The organism is Galbibacter orientalis DSM 19592 (genome assembly GCF_000260115.1).
GTDB classification, from domain to species: domain Bacteria; phylum Bacteroidota; class Bacteroidia; order Flavobacteriales; family Flavobacteriaceae; genus Galbibacter; species Galbibacter orientalis.
The window spans coordinates 3,010,033-3,035,556 of sequence record NZ_JH651379.1 but is presented as its reverse complement, the minus strand read 5'-3'; the positions used below and the strand labels follow the sequence as shown (position 1 = coordinate 3,035,556).

The window sequence follows — 25,524 nt, the reverse complement described above, 5'->3', positions numbered from 1 at the left end:
TCCTTTAATTAAAATGTAACATTTAAATTTATACCATAAGATCTAACAGAAGGTAATTGTCCTGATTCGTACCAACTGATAGACTGTGCTCCTGTTGATATTTCTGAAGGATTAATTCCTTTAGGAGCTTCTTGCCAAATCATGATAGGATTTCTAGCTATCAAAGCAAAACTCATTGTTTCAAAAGGAAGTTTGTCCATAATATTCTTCCCTAAATTATATTGAACTCTAAGCTCTCTCAATTTCACATAAGAAGCGTCGTACAACCATTCTTCATAAATTCTTCTACCTAATGTATTTCTATAATACGATCTAGCATCTACATACGCTGTAACATCCTCTCCAGTGCTGGCAGAAATTCCTGTTACTTTAACTCCTCCGCCTTGATCTAGAGGATCTCTAACATTCATCCCATTATCATTGGTGGCTACGGTAAGTGCATCTTGACCTGTACGTACTGCTAACATTTTTGATCTACTAAAAAACTGACCTCCACCTTGGAAATCAATCATTCCTGTTACTGTAAATTGACCTATTCTAAAGGTATTCTGAAAACCTCCATTGAAATCTGGTAGAACAGTTCCAAAATTGTGAGTAGCGTCTGTATACAATGGCATGTTATTATCATCTAAAAGAATTTCTCCTGTAGCCTCGTCTCTTTCATAGGCTTGCCCTACTAAACTTCCGAAAGGTTCACCTTCATATGAATTCAAATAGCTAGACACACTTGAATAAGTTGTAGAATCATAAGTATAAACATCTATTCCAGGAGCCAACTCAACAACTTCACTATTGTTCTTATTAATATTAAAAGTAAAGTCCCATGAAAAATCCTCTGAGCGAATTGGTGTTGCATTAATAGACAATTCAAATCCATCATTCTCAATTAAACCTGCATTAATTATACTTGAGCTATAACCACTTGTTCCTGATACATCTAGATTAAGTATTTGGTTTTTATTTTTTTGCTGATAATATGTAAAATCAAACCCTAAACGATTACTGAAAAAGTTTAACTCTAAACCAGCTTCAAATGAATTAGAAAAAGAAGGTTCTATATTTGGATTATTAAGTTCATCTGGAACATATAAAGTATTAGTTCCGTTATAAACAGTTCCTACTCCATAATTTAAACTTGTTTGATACGGGCTTAAATCTGAACCAGCTTGTGCATAACTAGCTCTAATTTTACCAAATGACAGAGGAGTCCAATCTATAAGCTCACTAAACACAACACTTCCAGAAACAGAAGGGTACCAATAAGAGTTGTTATCCTTTGGCAATGCAGAAGAGTTGTCATTTCTTATAGAAGCATCTATAAAATATGTTCCGTCATAACCTAAAGAAACTAAACTATAAAAACTTCTAATCTTCTTTCTTAGTTTGTAAGATTTAGTATCGGGACGATCTATTGAAGCAGCAATATTATAAAACCCAGGAGAAGATAAACCTCCTACTGTACTTTGACTTAAATAACTATAGTCTCTATCATAAATATTTCCTCCTACAGTAGCATCTAAAGAAAATTTATCCCATGTATTTTTATATTGTGCTAAAAGTTCGTAGTTAAATTCTTTGTTTTGATACTTCCCAACCGAATAAGAAGGTAAACGTGTCCCTCCAAAAGCTTGACGCTGTTCTATATTTTGTGTATACATATCCGTACGTATGAATCCGCTAACTTCTAGCTCAGGAATAATTTTATAAGACATCCCTATATCTCCAAAAAATCTATCTCGACTATCATTACTTAAATTTTCATAAGCTTCAAAATATGGATTGTTCCAATACAACGGTTCAAAATCTGATATTTCACCAGTACTTGAATCTGGTCTTCCTAAGTTCCAATGAAGAAAGGTTCCGTCGTTATATTTATAATCTCTTAAACGGTTCATATCTAAATTTCTTTGAAACCATTGAACCATGTATGCACCTCCATATTCAGATCCTTGAGATGGACGCTGCCCTTCATTTCCTGCATAATTAATATTACTAGAAACCACCAAGTTATCGGTAAGGTTTAAACTTGCGCTCAAGCCAACATTATTTCTGTTTAAAGAAGTATTAGGAACCACCCCTTCCACTCTAGTATCATTAGCGCTTAAACGAATAGAAGTATTTTCATTTCCCCCTGTTATTGTAATACTATTATTAAATGTTGTTCCTGTTTTATAATAATCTTCAACATTATTTGGATGCGCAACAAAAGGTGTTAGCTGTCCATATTGAGGGTCTTGAGGATAAAAACTAAATACCTGACGCACTGGAGTTCCATCCATTTTTGGTCCCCAACTTTCATCAACACTCATATCTACGTATGGATCGCCGTTTGGAAGTGTTCGAAATGTCTGACTAGATCCACCTCCATACATGTTTTGTAACGGAATAAAATTATACGCAGATTCCATAGAAAATGACGATGATAACTGCACATCTACTTTTCGAGGTCCTTTTTTACCCTTTTTAGTAGTTATCATTATTACACCAAATTGTCCACGTATTCCATATAATGCAGATGCTGCAGGTCCTTTAAGAACATTTACTTCTGCTATGTCATTAGGATTAATATCTTGCGCTAAATTTCCGTAATCAGCTTGATCACTCCCTGAAAAATTAGCATTAGATATTGGGGTTCCATCAATTACTATAAGTGGTTGATCTCCTCCACTAATAGAATTAACTCCTCTGATTTTAATTTTTTGAGTTCCCCCCATACTAGCTCCAGAAGCACCTGTTACTTGAACCCCTGCAACACGACCTGATAGTGATCCAAGAACATTTTGTTCATTAGTTAAATTAAAATCTTCTCCATCTACTTCTTGAGTAGCATATCCTAAAGATTTTTTATCTCTTGAAATACCTAAAGCTGTTACCACAACTTCATCTAAACTCTGAGCGTCTTCAGTTAAAACAACATCTATTACACTGTCAGAGCCTACGCTTTTTTTTAGCGTTTTCATACCTACATAAGTAAATACTAATACTTGACTAGATGTTGCATTAATTGTGTAATTACCATCAAAATCTGTTGATGTTCCTTTTGCTGTTTGATCAACAACAATGGAAACTCCGGGCAAAGGAGTTCCTTGCGAATCTGTTACTGTACCTGTAATGGTCTGAGAGAATACCATAGTACAACACAATAACAAAGACATGGTTAATAATAGTCTTTTCATGATTGAATATTAAGTTAAATTAGGTTGTTTATCATTAAAAATACATATAAATTTAACACAAGAAAACACTTTTGTTAAACTTAACACAACGTATTCTTAAAAATTAGATATTGAGCCAATTTCAAAAAATAATATAAATCCTGCAACAAAAAAGGGATAACTGTATTACAGTTATCCCTTTTTAAAATCGATATAAATTATATTATTTTGGAGCCAGCCTAATTATTAGCTTCGCTTTTAACTACTAATCTAAAGCCTTCTCCGTGTATATTTAGAATTTCTACTTCATCATCTTTCTTTAAATATTTACGAAGCTTTGCTATGTAAACATCCATACTACGCGATGTAAAATAATTATCGTCTCTCCATATTTTAGTCAATGCTAATTCTCTTGGCATCAAATCATTTTCATGAAGCGCTAACAAACGTAATAATTCGTTCTCTTTTGGAGAGAGTTTAATTGGCTCCTCTTCCTTATAAGTAAGAAATCTAAGCTTTGAATTTAAATGAAAGTTTCCTATTTCAAATTCAAATTGCTTACTATCTGCCAAAGATTCTGTTGATTTTCTTTGAATGATGGCTTTAATTTTAAACAATAAAACTTCAGAATCAAAAGGCTTGTTTAAGTAGTCATCTGCACCAACCTTATAACCTTTCAATACATCTTCTTTCATTGTTTTGGCAGTTAAAAAGATAATCGGAATGTTTTCATCCTTTTCTCTTATTTCTTTAGCCAAAGTAAATCCATCTTTATAGGGCATCATTACATCTAAAATACATAAATCGTAATGATCTTTTCTGAATTTCTCATACCCTTCCATCCCATTCTTAGCTAAGGTTACATCAAAATCATTCATTGATAAATAATCTTTCAGTACGATACCAAAATTAGGATCATCTTCTACTAATAAAATCTTTTTATTTACTGTTTCCATGTTTTTATATTAAAGGTAACTTCACAAAAAAGGTACTTCCTTTATCTTTTTCACTTTCGGCGTATACTTCGCCTTGATGGTCCTCTACTATACTTTTTACATATGCCAATCCTAAACCATGGCCTTTTATATTGTGTATATTTCCAGTAGATTCTCTATAAAATTTTTCAAATATTCTTTTTAATACTGCTTTACTCATTCCTGCTCCATTGTCTGTTATTTTAATAACAATACTGTTTTTTACAACTTCAGTATAAACATTTATTTCTGGAGCATTTGGAGAATACTTATTAGCATTATCCAAAATGTTAACTAATATATTGGTAAGGTGAAAATCGTTTCCTAAAATTTCATTTCTGGTGGCATCTAAATGTGTTTTTACATACCCTCCACGGTTTTCTACCATCAATTCTACATGTGCTATTGCTTCATCTATAATTTCATGAACATCAACCTTATCTTTACTAATATCAAGCTGATTTTTCTCTAATTTAGATATTCTTAGTACATTTTCAACCTGAGCATGCATTCGCTTATTTTCATCCCTTATCATTTGTAAATACCTTTTTACTTTATCAGTATCATCAAATGCTTTTGGATTTTTTAATGAATCTAATGCCAAATTAATTGTAGCAATAGGCGTTTTAAACTCATGCGTCATATTATTGATAAAATCTGTTTTAATCTCAGAGATTTGTTTTTGTTTTATCAATTGATACAATGCACTTGAATAGGCTATTAAAATTATCAATGTAAATATTATTGATAATATGGCCATTTCCATTATGGAAGATATCAAGAATTTTTTCTTTTCAGGAAAACTAACTACCAAATCATAATTACTTTTTCCATCGCTATCTATAAATAATGGAGTTTTATATCTAGACTCTGCAAGTTGAATTTTATTACTCGAACGGACTTTTGTTGCCAATCCTTTACTATAAACTCCATATTCAAAGTTCAATTTTATCCCTCTGTCTTTTAGAGCTTGTTGAAGTAATAATTCTATTTCTTGGTTGGTAACCCGTTTATGAATTGGAACACGTTTTGCAGACACCATAAATACATCTTCAAAAAGTGCTTTATCCATAGCTGAAAACCCACCTATTTTTTCAATCCGTTCTACAGGAGAATAAACCTTACCATCAATACCATATTCTTCTTTAAAAATTTGCGTAGTTCTCTTACTCGTATAATTTTTAATTGTTGAAGAATCAGTACTATTATTATCAAAGAACGTGGAAGAGATTCCGTAATCTTCTTCTAAAATTCCGTGAGAGTAAATCAATGTTTCATTACTACTCTTATCCCTTTCAACAAAGAAAAACTCTTTTACATTAGATTCTTTTAACTCTCCTACACTATCTTTTAAGTTAGCATACTCGTCAAAATAATCTCTCATTTCTCTTTTCTGAATTTTGTCTGAAACAGAATGCAATGCCAGAGAAATTGTATTAGAAAATTGTTCTTCCTTATCGTCTACTGCGGTTTTAATCCAGTAACCTTGAACGAATATAATCCCCATCAGGGATAAACTCATCAATATTACCAAAAGTACAAATAAGCGTCTACTCATTTTGTCAAAATTAAGACATTGTAATAAGGTATGTTAAGCATTTAACCTAACGTTAACAAAAATGTTAAAATTTTTGCTTCAAATGCTTTTTTTAAGTATCATTCGGTGTAACTCCTCAACTATTTGGTGGGTATTATCTATAACTATGTTTTCTATAACAAAGTCAGATTTCTTAATTTTCTCTTTATCGCTCCATTGATTCTGCATTCTAGCTTCAATGGCTTTACGTGTAGTTTGATCTCTTTTTAACACCCTTTCTATTCTAATTTCTTTTGGAGCTGTAACTGTAATTACTAAATCACATTGTTTATCTCCTCCATTTTCAAAAAGAATAGCTACCTCTTTAATAACATAAGGAACTTTTTGCTGCTGATACCATTCCTCAAAATGTTTTCCAACAGCAGGGTGAATTATTGCATTTAATTGTTCTAACTTTTCGGGGTTTTCAAAAACAATTTCAGCCAGATACTTACGATTCGGAAGATTATTTTCATAAGCATCAGCTCCAAAAATACTAATGATATCCCTTCTAATATCATCATTAGTTTCCATTAGCTTTTTGGCCTCTAAATCTGCAATATAAACTGGGACTCCTAATTCTTTAAAGAATTTAGCTACTGTAGATTTCCCGCTTCCAATACCTCCTGTCAAACCTACTATCATAATTTACTGCTTTTTTATGAGGAACTCAACTTTTCTGTCCAATATTTTTACTGAAGAAAGAAACTTTGGCTGCTCAATTAACTGCGGAATTAAGTAGGTGGTTTCCTCCGAAATTTCGTTGTAATTACAAACAACTTTGAAAGCGTTTTCATTAATTCGTTTCAATTCTGAAATCGGAGCTTTACAAAGCAATTTAATTTTTTCAGGATATATTCTTAAACTAATGTTTTCTGGTAAATTCTCTACTTGTACTGGAACTAAAATTATTTTTTCTGAATAGCGCTCTACTACTGCTTCTACAGAAACTTTTTTAGTTTGAAATTCTATGTTTTCAACAGAATCAGGAATATTTAAAGGTACAGTATAATTAAAATCACTACGTACATTCTTATACTCCATGTCTTCTGTTTCTATAGCTGTAATCGTTTTTACAACATCTTCTGGACCTCTAACCCAAATACTATCGGGAGTTATTTTTAAAGAATCTCTTAACTGATAATCTTCTGCATAAGATATATGAATCTTAGGAATTACCTTGACATATTTTTTTTCGTTAACTCCCAGTTTTAAAATTAAAGAATCCACAGCTACTCTTCTTATATTCACCGATTTATGCTGAATATTAATTACCTCTTCAATAGCATCTGGTAACAAATAATATTTATTTCCTTCCTTTTTAAAATCTGTTAGATTTAAAAAAATATCCCTTCTGAAAATTCGATAATTTAAAATCTTAAATCCTGAGGTTTCAATATTGGTAGTTAAAGAAGTTTTAGGTTTTCCAAGAATTAGTTTATCCTCAGGAATCCCACTATAATTCAACTTAAAACTTACATGCGAAGTGTAGGTATCTGAAAGGGATATTAGAAACCAAATAAAAAAAGAAATCACAAGAAACATCAAAAAAATTGATGCCTTTGGCTTCTTTAGCACACTTTTAATATATTCTAAAAATTTTCCTGCCATTAACTAAAAAAAAGTTTTGGAAAAATCTGTTCTGGTTTTTTATTGGAAAAGGTAATCAAAATTGTAGATTTCACAAAAGCTAATCCATATCCAAAAAACTGTATAATTACTGCATAAACAGCTAAAAACGCAATTTTAAGACTTTTATTTTTTAAAAGTGCATCAATAAAAATAGCTAGAAAATACAATCCATAGATTTTTAAAAATATAGAAACACCTGCAAACCACATCAATAAAGAGAATGCTAGTCCGAATACAAAAAATGTAGGAAACCAATAGGTTATTTTTTTAGTCTCTGGATGCCATTTATTTAAAATAGGCCTAGTAAGACCAAATTTTTGAACCTGTAGGTAAAACTTCTCCCAAGATATCCTCCGCTTATGATATACAAATGCTTGTGGGATTAAAACAGTTTCAAACCCTGCTTTCCATAATCTTATTGTTAAATCTGGATCTTCTCCTGGGTGAATTTTTCCAAATCCGCCTGTTACTTCAAAAGCCTTTTTAGAAAGTCCCATATTAAAACTTCTAGGCTGAAATTTATTTACCGCTTTTTTTCCGCCACGTATTCCTCCTGTGGTAAGAATGGAAGTCATACTATAATTTATAGCCTTTTGAAGATCGGAAAACGATTTATGAGCTGCATCTGGACCTCCATAACAATCTATATAGTTTTGAGCTAGTGCATTTTGAGCTTCCTCTAAGTACTGTGGAGGTAAAATACAATCGGAATCTAAAATAATAAAATAGTTTCCTTTTGCTTTTTGCATTCCAAAATTACGAGAATCTCCAGGCCCAGAATTCTCTTTGAAATAATAAGAGATGTTTAGCGTGTCTTTAAAATCATTTACAATTTCTTCCGAAGAAATTGTAGAACCGTCTTCTACAATTACAATTTCAAAAGGGATCTCCCCTGTAAGCAAATTCATACTTACAAGTAACTCTTTAACTTCTTCTGGCCTGTTAAAAACAGGAATTATAAACGAAAAATTAAGCGCCATCTACTTCACTCTTTTTAGAAACAAGAAAGCTGTTTAAAAAGCGATTTATAAAATTCCATTTTCACTTTTCAAACAGCTTAATATATTTTATTAACTAATTATTCTTCAGTCATAAACTTCTCCATCACTTCATTACTAACTCCTGTATTAGAGAAACCTCCGTCGTGAAATAAGTTTTGCATTGTTACCTTTTTAGTAAGATCCGAAAACAAACTAATAGTGTAATCTGCACATTCTTGAGCAGTAGCATTTCCTAAAGGAGACATTTTATCTGCATAAGCAATAAATCCGTCAAAACCTTTTACTCCTTGTCCCGCTGTTGTTGGGGTTGGAGATTGAGAAATAGTATTTACACGTACATTTTTTTGTTTTCCATAGAAATATCCAAAACTTCTAGCAATAGACTCTAAGTATGCCTTATTATCTGCCATATCATTGTAGTCTGGGAATACACGTTGTGCAGCCATGTAAGTTAATGCTACAATACTTCCCCATTCGTTCATTGCATCTTTTTGATACAATGTCTGACATACTTTATGGAAAGATAATGCAGAAACATCCCACCCTTTGTCGGTAAAATCGTATTTCTGATCTGTATAATGTCTTCCTTTTCTAACGTTTATAGACATCCCAATTGAATGCAATACAAAGTCGATTTTTCCTCCTAGAATTTCCATTGCTTTTTCAACAAGGTTTTCTAAGTCTTCTACATTAGTTGCATCCGCAGGAATAATTTCAGAACCTGTTTTTTCTGCCAATTCTTTAATTTGTCCCATTCTCATGGCAATTGGCGCATTAGTTAAAACAAATGTAGCTCCTTCTTCGTGCGCTTTAATAGCCGTTTTCCATGCTATTGAATTCTCGTCTAACGCTCCGAAGATTATCCCTTTCTTTCCTTTTAATAAATTATATGACATATCCTTTTGGTTAATTGCTTATTTTCGTTTGAAGCCTCAAAAATATTCAAATTATTTGTAAAAAAGTCTATTTTTTTACTTTGATACTTCTATTAAGTTACAATTACACTTTCTTTAACAATAATTCTTTAGCATGAGCCATTGCAGAACTAGAAACATCCTTCCCTCCTAACATTTCCGCTATTTCTTGAACACGTTCGTCCTCAGTGAGTTGTTTAATCTGAGAAGCTGTAATTCCTCCTTTATCTTCTTTAAATACTTTAAACTGTACATCTCCTTTGGCAGCTACTTGTGGTAAATGGGTTATTGTAAAAACCTGCATCGTTTTACTCATTTCATGCATAATTCCACCCATTTTTGTAGATACTTCTCCAGAAACTCCTGTGTCTATCTCGTCAAACATGATGGTTGGTAATTGCATATACTGCGCTAAAAGAGATTTTATGGCCAACATAATTCTAGACAACTCTCCTCCAGAAGCTACTTTTTTCAATTCGTTAAAACTGCCTCCTTTATTTGCTGAAAACAAAAAGTGAAGTTCGTCTTTTCCGTTCACAAAATACTTGTTGGTGGCAACTAAATCTAGCTTAAACTGTGCATTTGGCATTCCTACTTCCGAAAGCACATTCTCTAAATGAGTTTTTAAAGCAGGAATTGATTTTTCTCTTTGCTGATGAATTTTTGTAGCAAGAGCATCTAGTTCTTCTTCTTGCTTTAATAATTTTAACTGACGCTCTTTTATTTCAGCTTCCAAATTTTCAGTTTTAGAAACTTTTTCGGCTAGCTCTTCTTGCACCTGCAAGAGCTCATTTATTTCTAAAACATTATGCTTTTTCTGAAGACTGTACAAGAGCTGCAACTTAGTATTTACTTCTTCCAACTGCTGTGGATCGGCTTCTAAGTTCTCCTCTATCCGCTGTATTTCCACGTAAATATCGTCCAACTCAATTAAAACAGATTGTACTCTAGTTGATAGTTCTTTGTAGGATTCTCCAAAATGAGAAAGCTTATTAAAAATATTTTTAAGCTCATTTAAACCACTTAAAGTCCCTATCTGCTCTTCTCCTAAAACCTGAAGTGCATGAGAAACATTTTCGGTAATTTCTTCTACATTATTGAGTTTTTCATAAGCAGCTTCCAATTCCTCAAGCATTCCTTCTTTTAAGTTTACCGACTGCAATTCTTGCAATAAAAAAGAATTGTAATCATACTCTTTATCTGCTTCTTGTTGGAAATCGATTAACTTTTTTAATTCCTTTTTTGTATGATGATATTTAGAAAGTTTTTCAGAATAATCATTTAAAACAACACCATTCCCTGCCACAGCATCTACCACTTGAAACTGAAAATTATTGTCGGTAAGTTGCAGTGTTTGATGTTGCGAATGAATATCTATAAGTTGTACCCCCAAACTCGATAACACATCTAAGGTTACAGGAGTATCATTAATAAAGGCACGCGATTTCCCACTTGGAAGTATTTCTCTTCGGATGATGGTTTGCTTTTCAAAATCGAGGTCATTCGCCTTAAAAAAACCTTCTAAATTGTAATTATTAATAGCGAAACTAGCCTCAATGACACATTTTTCATCACTATTTTTAATACTACTTAAATCGGCTCGTTTTCCTAATATCAAAGAGATTCCACCTAAAAGAATGGATTTTCCTGCTCCAGTTTCTCCAGTTATGGCTGTTAATCCATCTTTAAAAGAAACTTGAAGGTTATCTATTAACGCGAAATTTTTAATTGTAAGTGTTACTAACAATGCTATCTAATTTTATTTATCAAAGATAATTGTTATTTCAAGCGGAATAAAATAATGTTAGTATTTTATACGAGACCAAGTATCGGAATAAAGTGGTGCAATCTCATTTAGTGTTTCTTTGAGCTTTACAATATCTACTTTTGGTCCGTCTGAAAAAACATTTGCTATTTCTTCAGATTTTGCATCAAAAAACGCCTGAAGCACAAAAGAATTAGGTCGGACGTTATTCAATTTGTCAAAAAGTTTCATGGAGCCTGCTATCGATTGCTTTGCTAAACTTGCATTATCAACTAAATTATCAAGCCCTAATCGATGGTAATTATACAATGCCAAACGATATTCCTTAAAGGTATTAGACAAAAGGTTATCTACCAACTCCCAACGTGTTCTATTGCCATCTGTTTGTTGCCAACCTGCATACCCGCTTCCTTGCGACAAGTTTACAATATTTTGCGCCTGTTTAAAGTATGGCGTACCGCCTTCTTTTACAAAAGTATCGGCATCTATTCCTAAAATAATATATACGTAGTAAGTTATAACCGAAGTTAAATTAGACTCAAAAACATTAGGGTTAAAATATAAAGGTGCAAACTCCACATAATTAAATGTAAAACGCTTGTCTTGATAATTAAATACTGGAGATTGGTAAGTAGAATTAAAAACTGGACGATTAGATTGCACTTGAATTGTTCCACTAAAAGCACTGTTTTCGTACTTATTAATGGTAATCATCATACTACATTCTATTCTTTCTTTTACTGAAAAGGTACGATTTGTCCACTTTGTTTGGTTTACATAATCGTTAAGCGACTTCTCTAGGGTTTTAAATATTTGCTTGTTTGTTTGATTTACTTGGTCGGAATTAACAATAACAGTACAGCTCAATTCTTGTGCAACTGCAACTTGTAGTGAGCATAAAATTACGAGTAAAAAAAGCTTTTTAATCATTCAGGCGATTCAAGATTTCGTTAAAGATATCATTTGCTACTTCCGTTTTTGATTTTAATGGAAACGGAATACTATTTAGATTCTTATCTATAAAAGTAACTTTATTTGTGGTTTTTCCAAAACCTGCACCTTTATCGTTTAACGAATTTAAAACAATAGCATCTAAATTCTTTGCAGAAAGCTTCTTTTTTGCATTTTCTAGTTCGTTGTTAGTCTCTAAAGCAAACCCTACTAAAAACTGTTTTTCTTTATTTCTTCCTAAAGAAGCTAGAATATCTTGTGTTGGCTCCAAATCTATCTTCATTGTCGCCATTTTTTTCTTTATTTTCTTATCTGCAATGGTAGCTGGGCGGTAATCTGCCACAGCAGCAGAAAGTATGGCTATATCAACTTGATTAAAAACCTGATGTGTAGCATTGTACATTTCTTCTGCGGAGGTAACTCTGACCAATTTTATATAAGAATGTGAAATAGTTAAATGTGTAGGTCCCGAAATCAAGAAAACTTCTGCTCCTAAATTTGCAGCTTTTTCTGCCAAAGCATACCCCATTCTCCCGCTTGAATGATTTCCTATAAAACGAACTGGATCTATAGCCTCATAAGTAGGCCCGGCAGTTATTAACACCCTCTTCCCTTTCAAAGGAAGTTTAGAAAGAATATCTTTTGATATAAAAGATACTATTTCTTCTGGTTCTGCCATTCTCCCTTCGCCTACAAGTCCGCTAGCCAATTCTCCATGTCCAGCAGCAATCATTATATTTCCAAAAGATTTTAGAGTTTCAAAAGTAGCAATTGTAGATGGGTGTTTATACATATCCAGATCCATTGCTGGCGCAAAATATACCGGACATTTAGCAGACAGATAGGTTGCCAACAGAAAATTATCTGAGGTTCCAGATGCCATTTTAGACAAGGTATTTGCCGTTGCAGGAGCAATTACCATAACATCTGCCCACAACCCTAAATCTACATGATTATTCCAAAGTTCATTCTCCTCTTCTTCATCTGTAAAAGAAGAATAAACCTTGTTTTTAGACAACGTAGAAAGCGTTAAAGGAGTAACGAAATCTTTAGCAGATTCTGTCATTACAACTTTAACGCTTGCTCCAGCTTTAATAAATAAACGTATTAAAAAAGCCGATTTATAAGCGGCAATACCTCCTGTAATACCAAGTAAAACTTTTTTGCCGCTAAGTATGGACATGCCTTACTCTTTTTCTGTGTTTCTGTAATAAACCTTATCTTTCAACCACTCTTCTACAGCAATTGCGTGAGGTTTAGGTAATTTTTCGTAAAATTTAGAAACTTCTATCTGCTCTTTATTTTCGAAAATCTCTTCAAGACTATCTGTGTAAGTAGCAAACTCTTCCAATTTTTCAATCAACTCCTTCTTAATATCCCCATTAATTTGATTTGCACGCTTAGCAATAACAGATATAGCCTCATAAATATTGTTTGTAGGCTCATCTATCTCATTTCTATCGTAAGTTACTGTAGAAACTGGTGCTTCGGAATTTCTTAATTCGCTCATAACTTTTCTTATTTACTGTATTTCGTATTTCTCTAATAATTCTTTGAATTCTTGCAATTCTGTATCCAAATCTGCATTCATTCTTTCGGCTTTATTCTTATATTCAGTATCGCTGAATTCACTAATCAATTTAGTATATGCTTCTTTTGCTTGCCCTATACGCTCTTCTCTTTTAGAATAAATACTATTTACTGCTAGGTTGTATTTCGCTAAATAATCGTAATATAAAGCATCCTCTTTATAAACAGATCCAGGGAACTCTTTAAAGAATAACTCAAAAGACTTTATAGAGGCGTGGTAATCTGATATTCTATTATATTGCTTTGCTATTTCAAAAGCTTTCTTTTCTTTCTTTGCTCTTAAATCTGCTGCCATTTCATTGGCTTCATCCATATATTCCGATTCTGGATGCGTGTTAATAAACACCTGAACCTTACTAATAGCTTTGTCCGTTTCCGTTTGGTCTAAACTATATCTAGGCGATGTTAAATACTGACTCTTAGCGCCTAAAAAAGCAGCTTCTTCAGCTTTATCACTTCGTGGATATGATTTTGAAAATCTCTCAAATTGATAAGCTGCTAAATAATAGTCGCCTGTTTGATAATAAGAATTCGCATAAAAATAGATTAAACGCTCTCCTTGTGGTTTCCCAACATATTGAGGAACTATTTGTTCAAAAAGTCTAATAGCTCGCTTATAATCTCCTTCATTATAAAGCTTTTCGGCCATATCATATTTCTTCTTAACATCACTATCTTTTAGTACTTTTTGATATTCACTACAACTTGTAAATAATACAACTAAAAGAACTGCTAAATATGTATACTTCATATTTTTAATCATCCGGCAAAATTAGTTAAATATATGTAATTTAAAAAACTATTTTAAAGTGTGAAGAAAAGCACTTCAAAAGTAATTGGCAATACTTCGTTTAATTTTTATTAAAAGTTTAACTTGTTGCAACACTTTATTTATAAGTTTTCAATATCATGAAGCATGGAATGATCTATTACAAGCCTCCCTTCTTCTCCATATCCATAGGACTTCGTAAACTTTTTATCTATAATTAAATCCCTATATAAATAAGATTTTACATCGTAAATTTCATTATTAAAGGCATCATCATAATAAGAAAATAATACTACTATCTCTGCTTTATATTCTTCAATTTTTTCTTTTGTTAGATTAAAAAAAGGACTTTCTTCATCTATTTCATGCACAATAGTCCACGTTGTTGGCAAATATGTAATGGTTTTACGCTCTAATTTTAGATTAAAATATTCGGGCTGAAAATACCCATTAACCAATTTATGTAAGATTAAAGTAACATCCACCTTTGGTTTAATAAGAATATTTCTACTTGTATTCATTACTTTAATCATCAAGGCTCTTTTATTTCTAAAAGGGCGGACTACAAAATTTTTGCTGAAAGAAATAAGAGTTTTAGGTTTAGAAAAACGCCCATATAACAATCCTGTTGTAAAAGAAAAACTCAACAAACCTACCAAAGCTTCAAAGCTTGCCAGAATGCCAGATGCTGTTCCAGAAGGCGACATAACCCCGTAACCTACGGTTGTTATTGTTTGTGATGAAAATAGAAAAGCATTAAGGAAGTTATCTATAAAATAAGGCGATTCATAAGCAGAAATATCATTAACACCAATAAAAACATACCCTAACGCAAAAAGAACATTTATTAAAATGTATGCTAATAAAACATAACAAAAAAAAGAAATCCACGAAATCCTAATTAAATAGGAATACGTGGATTCAAATATGCTTTTTTTATTAATATGGCTTGTATTAAACCGCCCGTCTTCTGTAATAAATCTTTTTACATTTTTAGTGGCATTTAATCCAAACCCAATATCCTTAAGTCTTTTAACCATTAATTTTATTTGTGGCTAAAATAGGAAAACTATTTATCTTCTGTTTTAGTGCAGCTGTTGCCTCCATTAAAGGAAGTCTCACTTTCCCAGTGCTTAATCCTAAATTCTCAAACACAGCTTTAATTCCAGCTGGATTTCCTTCTTCAAAAATATAATCTATAATATCCATTAATTGGAAATGGATATTATTTGCATCATCCAAATTACCTCTTAAAGCATAACGTACCATTAAAGAAAATTCTTTTGGCAACCCTTGCCCAATAACAGAAATAACACCAGCTCCACCAGCAAGAATCATCGGTAACGTAATCATATCATCCCCAGAAATTACTAAAAAGTCTTTAGGTTTGTCTTTAATTAAACGCATAGCTTGAACAATATCTCCTGCTGCTTCTTTTACTCCAATAATATTTTTAAAATCGGTTGCAAGACGAATAATTGTTTTTGGCAATACATTAGAACCTGTTCTTCCAGGAACGTTGTATAAAATTATTGGCAACGGAGAAACCTCTGCTATTGCTTTAAAATGCTGATAAATTCCTTCTTGTGTAGGTTTATTATAGTAAGGCGATACTGATAAAATTGCATCAAAAGCACTAAGATCGCTTGTTTGAAGTTCGTTTACTACCTCAGCAGTATTATTACCTCCAACACCAACAACCAAAGGAACACGTCCACTATTAGCTTTTACTATTGTATGTTTTACAAGTTCTTTTTCCTCCTTAGTAAGTGTAGCAGATTCTGCAGTAGTTCCTAAAACCACCAAATATTCTACTCCCCCATTAATTGCATGGTTTACAATGTTGATTAATGCATCCACATCAACACTTAAATCTTCTCTGAAAGGTGTTACTAATGCAACTCCCGTTCCTAAAAACTTTGACATAATCATATCTTTTTTAAAATAGAAAGGTATTTAACTAGTTCATTATTAAACTGAGAAAAATCCTTTTCATCTGTCTTCAATACTAAATTGTTTATTACTTCTCCTTCGCTAGTAATCCCTACTTTTAACTCACTTTTAATTAAAGCTGAAACTAGCGTTAAATAAATATTCGGTTCTGTATAATAATTAATCACAATATCATAATCCCGCTTTAAAAACTCGCTTACTTCTTCACTTTTAATTTTCCCCTTCATACCGAAGGAATTATCTGTAAAAACAGGTATCAAATAATTTACATTCTTATAAAACTTATTTACATACCCAATAATATAAACGTCTTCATTACTTATATTTATAGCTTTTGCTATATCCATAAGTGGTTTGTAATCTACCAGCTTGTCATAATTAATAACAATAGCAAGCGAACGCACAACACCAGTGTCTCCAGCAGACTGAACTTGGTTTAGAACTGACTTCTGAATTGCTTTTTTTATTGATTTTTCTTTAAGGCCCTTAAAAATCATTTACATTTCCGTTATTTTTGCAAATGTAAAACTTTCAATAGTTCCTGATATTAAAATTAAGAATCTTATGCCTCTTAAAACTAAACATTTTGTTATATTTATAACAATCACAGGTTTCATCTCTTGTAATCAAGGGATTAACGCCCCCAGTAGTATTACAGGAAAAAGAATAAATATAACAGATTCTATAGCTAGCGTGGATAGTATAGATCAATTTATAACACCTTATCGCGAGCATATTGAAGAAGTTTTAGACGCACAATTAGCGTATAATCCTACTAATTTGTCTAAAAATGATGGTAAATTAAACTCTTCTATCGGAAATTTGATGGCAGATATTACTTACGAACAATCTAATCCAATTTTTAATAAACGTACAGGAAATAACATAGATTTTGTGCTTTTGAATCACGGAGGAATTCGCGCAGCAATGTCAAAAGGAAAAGTTAGCCGAAGAACAGCATACGAAATTATGCCTTTTAAAAATGAAACTTATGTGCTAGAATTGTCCGCAGAAAAGGTAAAAGAACTTATTTCTTTTTTAGCTGAAAAGCAAACTGCTCACCCCATTAGTAAACAATTACAAATAATTCTAAACAGGGATAGCTCTGTAAAAAGTAGCACCATAAACGGAAAACCTATTGAAGACAATAGAACCTATTTTGTAGCAACTTCAGATTTTCTTGCAACGGGCGGAGACCATATGAACTTTTTTAAGAATCCAATTCAAACTATAGATATTAATTATTTATTACGAAACGAATTGATAGATTATTTTGAAAAAGTAGACACTATTAAAGCGAGTACCGATAACAGATTTATAAAAAAGTAAGTAATGAAAAGAAGACAATTTATAAACAATACAGTAGCAAGTACTGCATTCATAACAGCTGGCGGACTTTCGTTAACTTCTTGTTCTACGGAAAGAAAAAAACATATTACAATACTCCACACCAACGATGTGCACAGTCATATAGACCCATTCCCTGCCACCGATGCCAGAAACCCTAACCAAGGAGGAGTGGCTAGACGAGCTACTTTAATTGAACAAATAAGAACAGAAAATCCAAATACACTTTTATTGGATGCTGGAGATATTTTTCAAGGTACTCCTTATTTTAATTTCTACGGAGGTGAAATTGAATTTAAGTTAATGAGCATGCTAAAATACGATGCTGCTACCCTTGGAAATCACGATTTTGATAATGGTATTGACGGCTTGCTTTCTCAGCTTCCAAATGCAAAGTTCGAAATTATAAACGGTAATTACGATTTTTCCAACACCATTATGGATGGACAAATAAAGCCCTATAAAATTTTTACTAAAGACGGTCTTAAAATTGGAGTTTTTGGGTTAGGGGTTGAGCTGGAAGGTCTTGTTACTAAAGGACTCTATAAAGAAACCAAATATCTCGATCCAATTGAAATTGCACAAGATTTAACCAGAGAACTAAAAAAAGAACAAAAATGCGACCTTGTTATTTGTTTATCACATTTAGGTTTTAAATACCAAGATAACACTGTTTCTGATATTGTTTTGGCACAAAACACGGAAAACATCGATTTAATTATTGGTGGGCATACACATACTTTTTTAGACAAACCAGTAGTAGAAATCAACAGAAAAGGACAAAAAGTACTTATTAACCAAGTTGGTTGCTATGGAATTTATTTAGGGAGAATCGATTTTTATTTTGACGAAAAAGAAAAATCTTCAGATGGAATTAGTATAAACGTATAAAATTATAGCTCTTAATAAATTTCAGAAGAAAGAAATAACCTATTACTTTAACTACTACCACTGTAAAATCAAAAAAGAATAATTCAAAAAGGTAATTATCTATTGCCATTATAATATCTCCAATTAAAAAACAAACAGCTACCATAACTGGGTAGAAATTTACTTTTGTTTCATTATTAAAATAATTAACTAGGGAAATAATTGTAAAAGCACTCAAAACAATAGAATAAGCCAAAACAAAAGGATACAAATCTCCCATCTGACTACCGAAGATGTCTTTTATGGAATAATTAAAATATACAAACCAAAGTGTAATTACTGGTAGCGCAGAAAATATAAGCTTTTTAGCATTAAAATCTTGGATAGCTCTGTAGCAAACCAATGCAAAAACTAAATGATGAATTCCAAAAGTAACCAAATACAAACGGGAGGTATACCTGTTAAAACCTAACATAAAAACATCTCCTAAGAAGCAAAAAATTAACAATAACATTGGAATTAACTCCAACTTATTTTTATAGAAATAGTAATTAAAAAACACCAATGGAATTAAAGAAACTTTAGCAATATTGGCTACTAATTTTACATGAAGAAGTGATGCTATTAGGAATACAGCACTGAAAATAAAATAAAGCGTCAAAATTTGTTTGCTGTTCATAACATGTCCAAAAATTCATCTTCAGAAATAATGGTAACACCTAGTTTTTCTGCCTTTTCCTTTTTGCTAGGTCCCATTTTATCTCCAGCAACCACATAAGTTGTTTTTGAAGAAATAGACGAAGCTACTTTTCCGCTGTTATCTTCAATTAGTTTTTTAAGTTCATTCCTTGAAACTTTCTCAAAAACACCAGACACTACAAATGTAATTCCTTTGAACTTATCTGTAATATTTTCAAGCTTATCTGCAGAAATCTCCAGTTGAACGCCATATTCTTTTAAACGACTAACAATGGTTAAATTCTTTTCATTCTGAAAGAAATCGACTACACTTTCTGCTATTCTTATTCCAATCTCATCTACTTGCACCAGTTCTTCCACGGAAGCATTCATTAAAGCCTCGATAGATTTGTACTCTTTAGCCAACTTTTTTGCCACTGTCTCCCCTACAAAACGAATCCCAAGCGCAAATAAAACTCGTTCAAAAGGGATCTCTTTAGATTTTTCAACTCCCTGAATGAGATTATCAGCAGATTTTTCTGCCATTCGCTCTAAAGGAATAACATCTTCCTTTTTAAGCGTATATAAATCGGCATAATTATTTATAAGTCCTTCTTTAAAGAGCAACTCTACTGTTTCTCCTCCAAGACCTTCTATATCCATTGCTTTTCGAGAAATAAAATGCTGTATCCGTCCTGTTATTTGTGGCGGACAACCGTAGGTATTTGGACAATAGTGTTGCGCCTCCCCTTCATTTCTAATTAATTCGGTACCACATTCAGGGCAATTTTCAATATAATGATGTGGCTCTGCATCAAGAGCTCGTTTGGTAAAATCTATCCCAACAATTTTTGGAATAATCTCCCCTCCTTTTTCAACAAAAACCTCATCCCCTTCTCGAACATCTAATTTTTCTATTTGGTCTGCATTGTGTAAAGAAGCTCTTTTTACAGTAGTTCCCGCCAAAAGGACTGGTTTTAAATTGGCTACTGGTGTAATAGCTCCCGTTCGACCAACTTGGTACGTTATACTTTCTAAAGTAGTAGATACCTGCTCTGCTTTAAATTTATATGCCATTGCCCAACGAGGTGCTTTGGCTGTATAACCCAACTCATCTTGATGCTGAAAACTATTAACCTTTACCACTACCCCATCAATTTCATAAGGAAGTTCATGCCTATGGACATCCCAATAATTCACAAAATCCATCACTTCAGCAGTTGTTTTACAAAGTTTAGCAACTTCAGGAACCTTAAAACCCCATTCTTTTGCTTTTTGTAAACTTTCAAACTGACTTGAAATTCCTAAATTTTCTCCCGTAATATTATAAAGTAAACACTCTAATGGACGTTTTGCCACTTCAGCACTGTCCTGAAGTTTTAAACTTCCGCTGGCTGTATTTCTAGGATTCATATAAGCTTCTTCTCCAGCTTCCAAACGCTCCTGATTCATCTTTGCAAACCCTTCCAACGGTAAAACAATTTCTCCACGGATATCAAATTTCTGTGGGAAACTACCTTTTAATTTTAAAGGAACAGAACGAATTGTTCTTATATTATTAGTAACATTATCCCCCTGAAATCCGTCTCCACGGGTTACTGCCTTTTCTAAAACTCCATCTTCATACGTAAGGCTAATAGATGCTCCATCATACTTTAATTCGCATGTAAAAGCAACCTCTACATCTCCTAAAATACGTTGGATACGTTTTTCCCAATCTTCTAAATCTTCTTTTGAATACGAATTATCTAAAGAATACATCCGATGCTCATGCGCAATAGTTTCGAAGTTTTTACTAACCATTCCTCCTACGCGAACTGTAGGAGAATTTGCATCAAAAAATTCGGGATGTTTAGCTTCTAATTCTTGCAGTTCTTTAAGTTTAATATCAAACTCATAATCTGAAATTTCAGGAGTATCTAATACATAATAATTATAATTATGCTGAGACAATTCCTGACGTAGCGATTCAATTTTTTTTGCTATATCCATGAAAATAATAAAGTAAGAGTGCGTTCTTTTCTGATATCACAAATATAGGTTAATGAAGGATATTTTTATAATCTGAGCCGCTAATTAATCCTACATATTTAAACCAACAATAGATCTAAAAAAAACAGATTTTATTTCACAACTTAATCTATCGGCTTTTTTAATTCATTCTCATACTTCCAGAAAGATCTAGAATCCATAAGGCTCAAAAATGCAAAACTCTAATAATTCGGAAACAAATTTGATCTAAAAAATAGTTAAACGCTCCCGTATCGAGCATATTCTTACTGCAATAGACTTCCTTATTTTTTCTGTCTTTTATTTTTGATATCCGATAGATGCAAGCCTTTTTCCCTTAAAAAAGAAGTGTTTTTAGGACTCCCAATTATCTGAGAAGAATACACCCCTGTATGACCAGAGAATAAATAAGCCGTACTACAAGCCAATGCAATAAAAACCCCTGCTTCAATTCCAAATAATTCTATCCCCATAACAGTACATGCTATAGGAGTATTTGTTGCTCCAGCAAAAACAGCTACAAATCCCATTCCTGCCAATAACCCCATTGGCAACGGGATAAACCAAATTAGCACATTTCCTAATGCTGCTCCGATGTAAAATAAAGGAGTTACCTCACCCCCTTTAAAACCTGCGCCTAAAGTGAAGGAAGTAAATAAAAGTTTTAGTAAAAAATCGTAAGAATTTAAATTCTCATTAAAAGAATCTACAATTGTTGGAATTCCTAATCCTATATATTTTGTGGTTCCTATTGCATAAACAGCAATAGCCAAAACTATCCCTCCTACAAAAGGTCTTAAAGGAGGATATTTTATGTGTTTTTTAAATAAATTACTCCAAAAATGGGTAGATTTTGAAAATAACATAGCTACCAATCCGAAAATAATTCCTGCTAATAATGCCCATAAAAGGTTTACAGGATTCATCTCTGCCACAGAAGAAATATGATAATGTGTATGAGATACATTCCAAACTTCACAAAAATAATTTGCAAAAACAGCTCCCATAAAACTTGGAATAATAGCATCCAAACGAATTCTACCCAATATTAAAACTTCCAATGCAAAAATCCCTCCTGCCAAGGGCGTTCCAAATACAGAAGCAAAACCAGCGCTAATCCCTACAATTAAAACAATTCTCCTATCTCGATTAGATAGTTTCAACAACTTTGTAAACCTATCTGCTATAGCTCCCCCTATTTGTACTGCAGTTCCCTCTCGTCCTGCCGAACCTCCAAATAAATGAGTAACAATAGTACCAAAAAGCACCAAAGGCGCCATACGGAAAGGAATTACCTTTTTTGGGGTATGAAACTCTTCCAACAACAAATTATTTCCTTTAACTACACTATTTCCATATAAATGATAGGACAGTCCAATAATAAACCCTCCTAATGGAAGTAACGCAATAATCCACAAATGAGTTTCTCTCCAATTTGTTGCCCATTCTAAACTTAATAGAAAAAAAGCAGAGACACTCCCTACAATGCTTCCTATTAAAGCACAAATTAAAATCCATTTAAAAAGATAAAATAATGTGGGAATTTGCTCTAGTGAGAACAAATAATCTTTGATTGTTTTGATATTCATTTTGACATATATATAATGATTCTACACTGGCATAAGCCATTATCAGTAGAAGTCATCAGCTCATTTTGAGCGGTTAAAGGCAGACCTCATTGCCAAATGTGATGCAAATATAGTAAAAAAGCTTTCTTATAGAAGATGAAAAACAGATAAAAACAGGCTACTACTTCTCTCCCTTCATCATCCTGTTATTTCCAAAAAGATCCTTTTTAAGTTGATTATTGCTGAATTTATATTTCTCCATTAGTTCCAGCATTTCCTTCCCTAAATATTGATTAATTTCAAAATACAACTTCCCACCTTCTTTTAAATTACTCGAAGCTAATACAGCTATTATTTCATAAAAAAGTAGCGCATTATCATCTGCTACAAACAAAGCTGTTTCAGGCTCGTATGCTAAAACATTCGTATTCATTTCCTTCTTTTCAAGATTCCGAACATATGGTGGATTTGAAACTATAACATCAAATCGGCTTACTTCAGGAAAAATAATTGACAAATCTGAACACTTAAGAATATCTACTTCCGAAAATGTAACTTTTACATTATTACTTTCAGCATTCCTCTTTGCTATTTTTAGAGCTTCCACAGAAACATCCAACGCATACACCCTTGCATTTGGTAAGTTTTTAGCAATAGCGATTGGAATACAGCCCGTTCCAGTTCCAATGTCAAGAATGTTTAAATTATCGCTTTTTGAAACATCTTTTAAAATCCATGAAACCAACTCTTCGGTTTCTGGGCGCGGAATTAAGGTGTGCTCATTTACCATAAATTCCATACCATAAAAATGAGCACTCCCTAGAATATACTGTATTGGCTTTTCTACTTTTAAAGCATTTAAAGCTGACTGAAATTTTAATAAACTGTTAGCTTCTATAACTAGATCTAAATCCTGCTGTATCTGAAAAGGTTTTAATTGTAAATACGCCTCGCAAAGCCAATTAAAAAAAGTTTTTATTTCCTCTAAAGGATACAAAGCCTCTAATTCGTTTTGATATAACTTTTTTATTTCTCCTAACTTCATTACCAATAAAATATTGTTTAAATAGCTCTAGTTTAGAATTACGTTGATTATTTGTTAGCTTTAATACCAATCCAAATGCCAGTGACTTCATGCTCCTTATTTTTTTGCTCGCCCAAAAGAAACGAAACAAAAAAAAGGAGTCTTATCAAATGAATTTTTTCAACATCCATACTGGGCAAGAATAATGACCCGTATTTCCCATTGGAGCGTCCAGATATTGAAATCCCGCTTTTTTATATAATTTTTGTGCGTCTGTCATATAAGGCATCGTTTCAATATAACATTGCTCATACCTAAACTCCTGAGCCTTGCTCAAACAAGTATGCATCATTTTCATTCCTAATCCTTTTCCACGTGTACTTCCCAAAAAATACATTTTTTGAAGTTCACAAACTGTTTCAGCCTCATTTGCTAAATGTGCAATTCCAGCACCTCCAACAACTTCCCCTTCAACCTCAATTACAAAATAACAAGCCCTTTCCTTATTATAAGTTTCATATAAATTCTCTAGCGCTTTATCTTCATAAGCCGTTCCTACTTTTGGAGCTCCCATCTCTACAATTACTTCTCTTACAATCTCAGCCATTCTTTCATTATCTTTTAGCTGAATTTCTCTTATATTCATGAAATATTACAATGTTTTAATAGTATTTTTGCCTTGATAAATTTCGGGATGAATATACACGATTTCTACATAAAAAGATGCATCGAACTTGCTAAAAATGGATTAGGAACCACCTACCCAAACCCCATGGTTGGCTGTGTTATTGTTGCTAACGGAAAAATAATTGGAGAAGGTTACACAAGTCCTGCTGGGAAAAACCATGCAGAAGTAAATGCTATCCAAGCTGTTAAAGACACCACTTTGTTAAAAGAAGCAACTATATATGTTACGCTAGAACCATGTTCTCACTTTGGAAAAACGCCTCCATGTGCCGATTTAATTATTGAAAATAAAATTCCAAATGTAGTTATTGGAACTCTAGACACCAATGAAAAAGTTTGTGGTCGTGGTGTAAAAAAGCTTCTAGAAGCAGGGTGTAATGTTACTATTGGTGTATTAGAAGACGAATGTAAAGAAATTAATAAACGTTTTTTTACTTTCCATGAAAAGAAGCGTCCATATATAATTTTAAAATGGGCAGAAAGCAGCGATGGATTTGTAAGTCCGATACAAACTGATGAAAGAAAACCTGTATGGATTACAGAAGAAATTTCAAGGCAATTAGTACATAAGTGGCGAGCTGAAGAACATGCTATTTTAGCGGGAACAACCACAGTTATTAAAGACAATCCTAAATTAAATACTCGCCATTGGAAAGGCAATTCTCCTACACGCATCATTATAGATAAAGAATTAAAAATTCAAAGAGAATCTAATGTTTGGGACGATTCTCAAAGCACCATTTTTATTATTGATAATACCACAGATGCTCCCAAAAAAGGATACAAAAACACCACTTTTGAGACGATTAACTTTAAAAATAATTTAGCCGAGGAAATTATAGCTGTTCTTTATAAAAACAATATCCAAAGTATTATTATTGAAGGAGGAAGTAAAACCCTACAAACATTTATAAATTCTAATTTGTGGGATGAAGCACGTGTTTTTGAAGGCAATGCAATTTTTAAAGAAGGTACTAAAGCACCCAAATTAACCCCATCTACCTTAATTACAAAGAAAACCCTTGGTTCTGATTCTTTAAAAATTTATAAAAACTATTAA

General features: G+C 32.5%; 23 protein-coding genes and 1 riboswitch. Of the genes, 3 read left to right on the top strand and 20 right to left on the bottom strand.

The annotated features are described in order from the left end of the window. Nucleotides 1–8: 8 nt before the first annotated feature. The 15 genes from JOOMADRAFT_RS13285 to JOOMADRAFT_RS13215 form a co-directional block, all read right to left on the bottom strand. A complete protein-coding gene (locus tag JOOMADRAFT_RS13285) occupies nucleotides 9–3,176 on the bottom strand; it encodes a SusC/RagA family TonB-linked outer membrane protein (protein ID WP_008614149.1) in 3,168 nt (1,055 codons plus the stop codon). A 218-nt stretch (nucleotides 3,177–3,394) separates the two neighbouring features. Continuing rightward, entirely contained in the window at nucleotides 3,395–4,111 is a 717-nt protein-coding gene (locus JOOMADRAFT_RS13280; protein ID WP_008614148.1) for a response regulator transcription factor, read from the bottom strand. Nucleotides 4,112–4,115: 4 nt separating this feature from the next. Further along, the gene (locus JOOMADRAFT_RS13275; protein ID WP_008614147.1) at nucleotides 4,116–5,687 is read right to left on the bottom strand and encodes a sensor histidine kinase; all 1,572 of its coding nucleotides are present in this window, start codon (nucleotides 5,685–5,687) and stop codon (nucleotides 4,116–4,118) included. A gap of 78 nt (nucleotides 5,688–5,765) precedes the next feature. Then, on the bottom strand, nucleotides 5,766–6,350 hold the full coding sequence (coaE, locus tag JOOMADRAFT_RS13270) for a dephospho-CoA kinase (RefSeq protein WP_008614146.1): 585 nt from the start codon (nucleotides 6,348–6,350) through the stop codon (nucleotides 5,766–5,768). Nucleotides 6,351–6,353: 3 nt separating this feature from the next. After that, nucleotides 6,354–7,316: a CdaR family protein gene (locus JOOMADRAFT_RS13265; protein WP_008614145.1), complete on the bottom strand. Its 963-nt coding sequence runs from the start codon at nucleotides 7,314–7,316 to the stop codon at nucleotides 6,354–6,356. After that, nucleotides 7,316–8,317, bottom strand: a complete 1,002-nt coding sequence (locus JOOMADRAFT_RS13260) for a glycosyltransferase (RefSeq protein WP_008614144.1) — start codon at nucleotides 8,315–8,317, stop codon at nucleotides 7,316–7,318. The genes JOOMADRAFT_RS13265 and JOOMADRAFT_RS13260 overlap by 1 nt, the downstream gene beginning before the upstream one ends. A gap of 98 nt (nucleotides 8,318–8,415) precedes the next feature. Further along, entirely contained in the window at nucleotides 8,416–9,234 is an 819-nt protein-coding gene (locus JOOMADRAFT_RS13255) for an enoyl-ACP reductase FabI (RefSeq protein ID WP_008614142.1), read from the bottom strand. A 103-nt stretch (nucleotides 9,235–9,337) separates the two neighbouring features. Next, on the bottom strand, nucleotides 9,338–10,999 hold the full coding sequence (recN, locus tag JOOMADRAFT_RS13250) for a DNA repair protein RecN (protein ID WP_008614140.1): 1,662 nt from the start codon (nucleotides 10,997–10,999) through the stop codon (nucleotides 9,338–9,340). A 57-nt stretch (nucleotides 11,000–11,056) separates the two neighbouring features. Further along, a complete protein-coding gene (porD, locus tag JOOMADRAFT_RS13245; protein ID WP_008614139.1) occupies nucleotides 11,057–11,947 on the bottom strand; it encodes a type IX secretion system protein PorD in 891 nt (296 codons plus the stop codon). Beyond that, nucleotides 11,940–13,151 carry a bifunctional phosphopantothenoylcysteine decarboxylase/phosphopantothenate--cysteine ligase CoaBC gene (coaBC, locus tag JOOMADRAFT_RS13240; RefSeq protein ID WP_008614138.1) on the bottom strand — a complete coding sequence of 404 codons (1,212 nt, stop codon included), beginning with the start codon at nucleotides 13,149–13,151 and terminating at the stop codon, nucleotides 11,940–11,942. The genes porD and coaBC overlap by 8 nt, the downstream gene beginning before the upstream one ends. A gap of 3 nt (nucleotides 13,152–13,154) precedes the next feature. Then, nucleotides 13,155–13,478 carry a DNA-directed RNA polymerase subunit omega gene (locus tag JOOMADRAFT_RS13235; protein WP_008614137.1) on the bottom strand — a complete coding sequence of 108 codons (324 nt, stop codon included), beginning with the start codon at nucleotides 13,476–13,478 and terminating at the stop codon, nucleotides 13,155–13,157. Nucleotides 13,479–13,490: 12 nt separating this feature from the next. After that, on the bottom strand, nucleotides 13,491–14,309 hold the full coding sequence (locus tag JOOMADRAFT_RS13230) for an outer membrane protein assembly factor BamD (protein ID WP_008614136.1): 819 nt from the start codon (nucleotides 14,307–14,309) through the stop codon (nucleotides 13,491–13,493). A gap of 140 nt (nucleotides 14,310–14,449) precedes the next feature. After that, nucleotides 14,450–15,367, bottom strand: a complete 918-nt coding sequence (locus JOOMADRAFT_RS13225) for an ion channel (protein WP_008614135.1) — start codon at nucleotides 15,365–15,367, stop codon at nucleotides 14,450–14,452. Then, nucleotides 15,360–16,253, bottom strand: coding sequence for a 4-hydroxy-tetrahydrodipicolinate synthase (gene dapA / locus JOOMADRAFT_RS13220; RefSeq protein WP_008614134.1), 894 nt, complete (start codon nucleotides 16,251–16,253; stop codon nucleotides 15,360–15,362). Before dapA ends, JOOMADRAFT_RS13225 begins: the two co-directional genes overlap by 8 nt. Before the next feature lie 2 nt (nucleotides 16,254–16,255). Beyond that, on the bottom strand, nucleotides 16,256–16,777 hold the full coding sequence (locus JOOMADRAFT_RS13215; RefSeq protein ID WP_008614133.1) for a DUF6913 domain-containing protein: 522 nt from the start codon (nucleotides 16,775–16,777) through the stop codon (nucleotides 16,256–16,258). Between the two features lie 67 nt (nucleotides 16,778–16,844). Between JOOMADRAFT_RS13215 and JOOMADRAFT_RS13210 the strand changes: the two genes are divergently transcribed. Both JOOMADRAFT_RS13210 and JOOMADRAFT_RS13205 read left to right on the top strand, forming a co-directional pair. Continuing rightward, nucleotides 16,845–17,609: a 5'-nucleotidase C-terminal domain-containing protein gene (locus tag JOOMADRAFT_RS13210; protein ID WP_008614132.1), complete on the top strand. Its 765-nt coding sequence runs from the start codon at nucleotides 16,845–16,847 to the stop codon at nucleotides 17,607–17,609. A gap of 3 nt (nucleotides 17,610–17,612) precedes the next feature. Continuing rightward, nucleotides 17,613–18,518, top strand: a complete 906-nt coding sequence (locus JOOMADRAFT_RS13205; RefSeq protein WP_008614131.1) for a bifunctional metallophosphatase/5'-nucleotidase — start codon at nucleotides 17,613–17,615, stop codon at nucleotides 18,516–18,518. Here the strand turns inward: JOOMADRAFT_RS13205 and JOOMADRAFT_RS13200 are convergent. From JOOMADRAFT_RS13200 to JOOMADRAFT_RS13180, 5 genes are all read right to left on the bottom strand, one after another. Next, nucleotides 18,502–19,176, bottom strand: coding sequence for a lysoplasmalogenase family protein (locus tag JOOMADRAFT_RS13200; protein ID WP_008614130.1), 675 nt, complete (start codon nucleotides 19,174–19,176; stop codon nucleotides 18,502–18,504). The genes JOOMADRAFT_RS13205 and JOOMADRAFT_RS13200 overlap by 17 nt on opposite strands. After that, nucleotides 19,173–21,167, bottom strand: a complete 1,995-nt coding sequence (gene ligA / locus JOOMADRAFT_RS13195) for an NAD-dependent DNA ligase LigA (RefSeq protein ID WP_008614129.1) — start codon at nucleotides 21,165–21,167, stop codon at nucleotides 19,173–19,175. Before ligA ends, JOOMADRAFT_RS13200 begins: the two co-directional genes overlap by 4 nt. A 302-nt stretch (nucleotides 21,168–21,469) precedes the next feature. Then, the gene (locus tag JOOMADRAFT_RS13190; RefSeq protein WP_008614128.1) at nucleotides 21,470–22,774 is read right to left on the bottom strand and encodes a voltage-gated chloride channel family protein; all 1,305 of its coding nucleotides are present in this window, start codon (nucleotides 22,772–22,774) and stop codon (nucleotides 21,470–21,472) included. Between the two features lie 39 nt (nucleotides 22,775–22,813). Further along, nucleotides 22,814–22,877, bottom strand: a riboswitch (Fluoride riboswitch). A gap of 57 nt (nucleotides 22,878–22,934) precedes the next feature. After that, nucleotides 22,935–23,798 (bottom strand): peptide chain release factor N(5)-glutamine methyltransferase, encoded by an 864-nt coding sequence (gene prmC / locus JOOMADRAFT_RS13185; RefSeq protein ID WP_008614127.1) that lies wholly within the window; start codon nucleotides 23,796–23,798, stop codon nucleotides 22,935–22,937. Between the two features lie 145 nt (nucleotides 23,799–23,943). Next, the gene (locus tag JOOMADRAFT_RS13180; protein ID WP_008614126.1) at nucleotides 23,944–24,423 is read right to left on the bottom strand and encodes a GNAT family N-acetyltransferase; all 480 of its coding nucleotides are present in this window, start codon (nucleotides 24,421–24,423) and stop codon (nucleotides 23,944–23,946) included. 48 nt (nucleotides 24,424–24,471) lie between these two features. Between JOOMADRAFT_RS13180 and ribD the strand changes: the two genes are divergently transcribed. Then, the gene (gene ribD / locus JOOMADRAFT_RS13175; protein WP_008614125.1) at nucleotides 24,472–25,524 is read left to right on the top strand and encodes a bifunctional diaminohydroxyphosphoribosylaminopyrimidine deaminase/5-amino-6-(5-phosphoribosylamino)uracil reductase RibD; all 1,053 of its coding nucleotides are present in this window, start codon (nucleotides 24,472–24,474) and stop codon (nucleotides 25,522–25,524) included.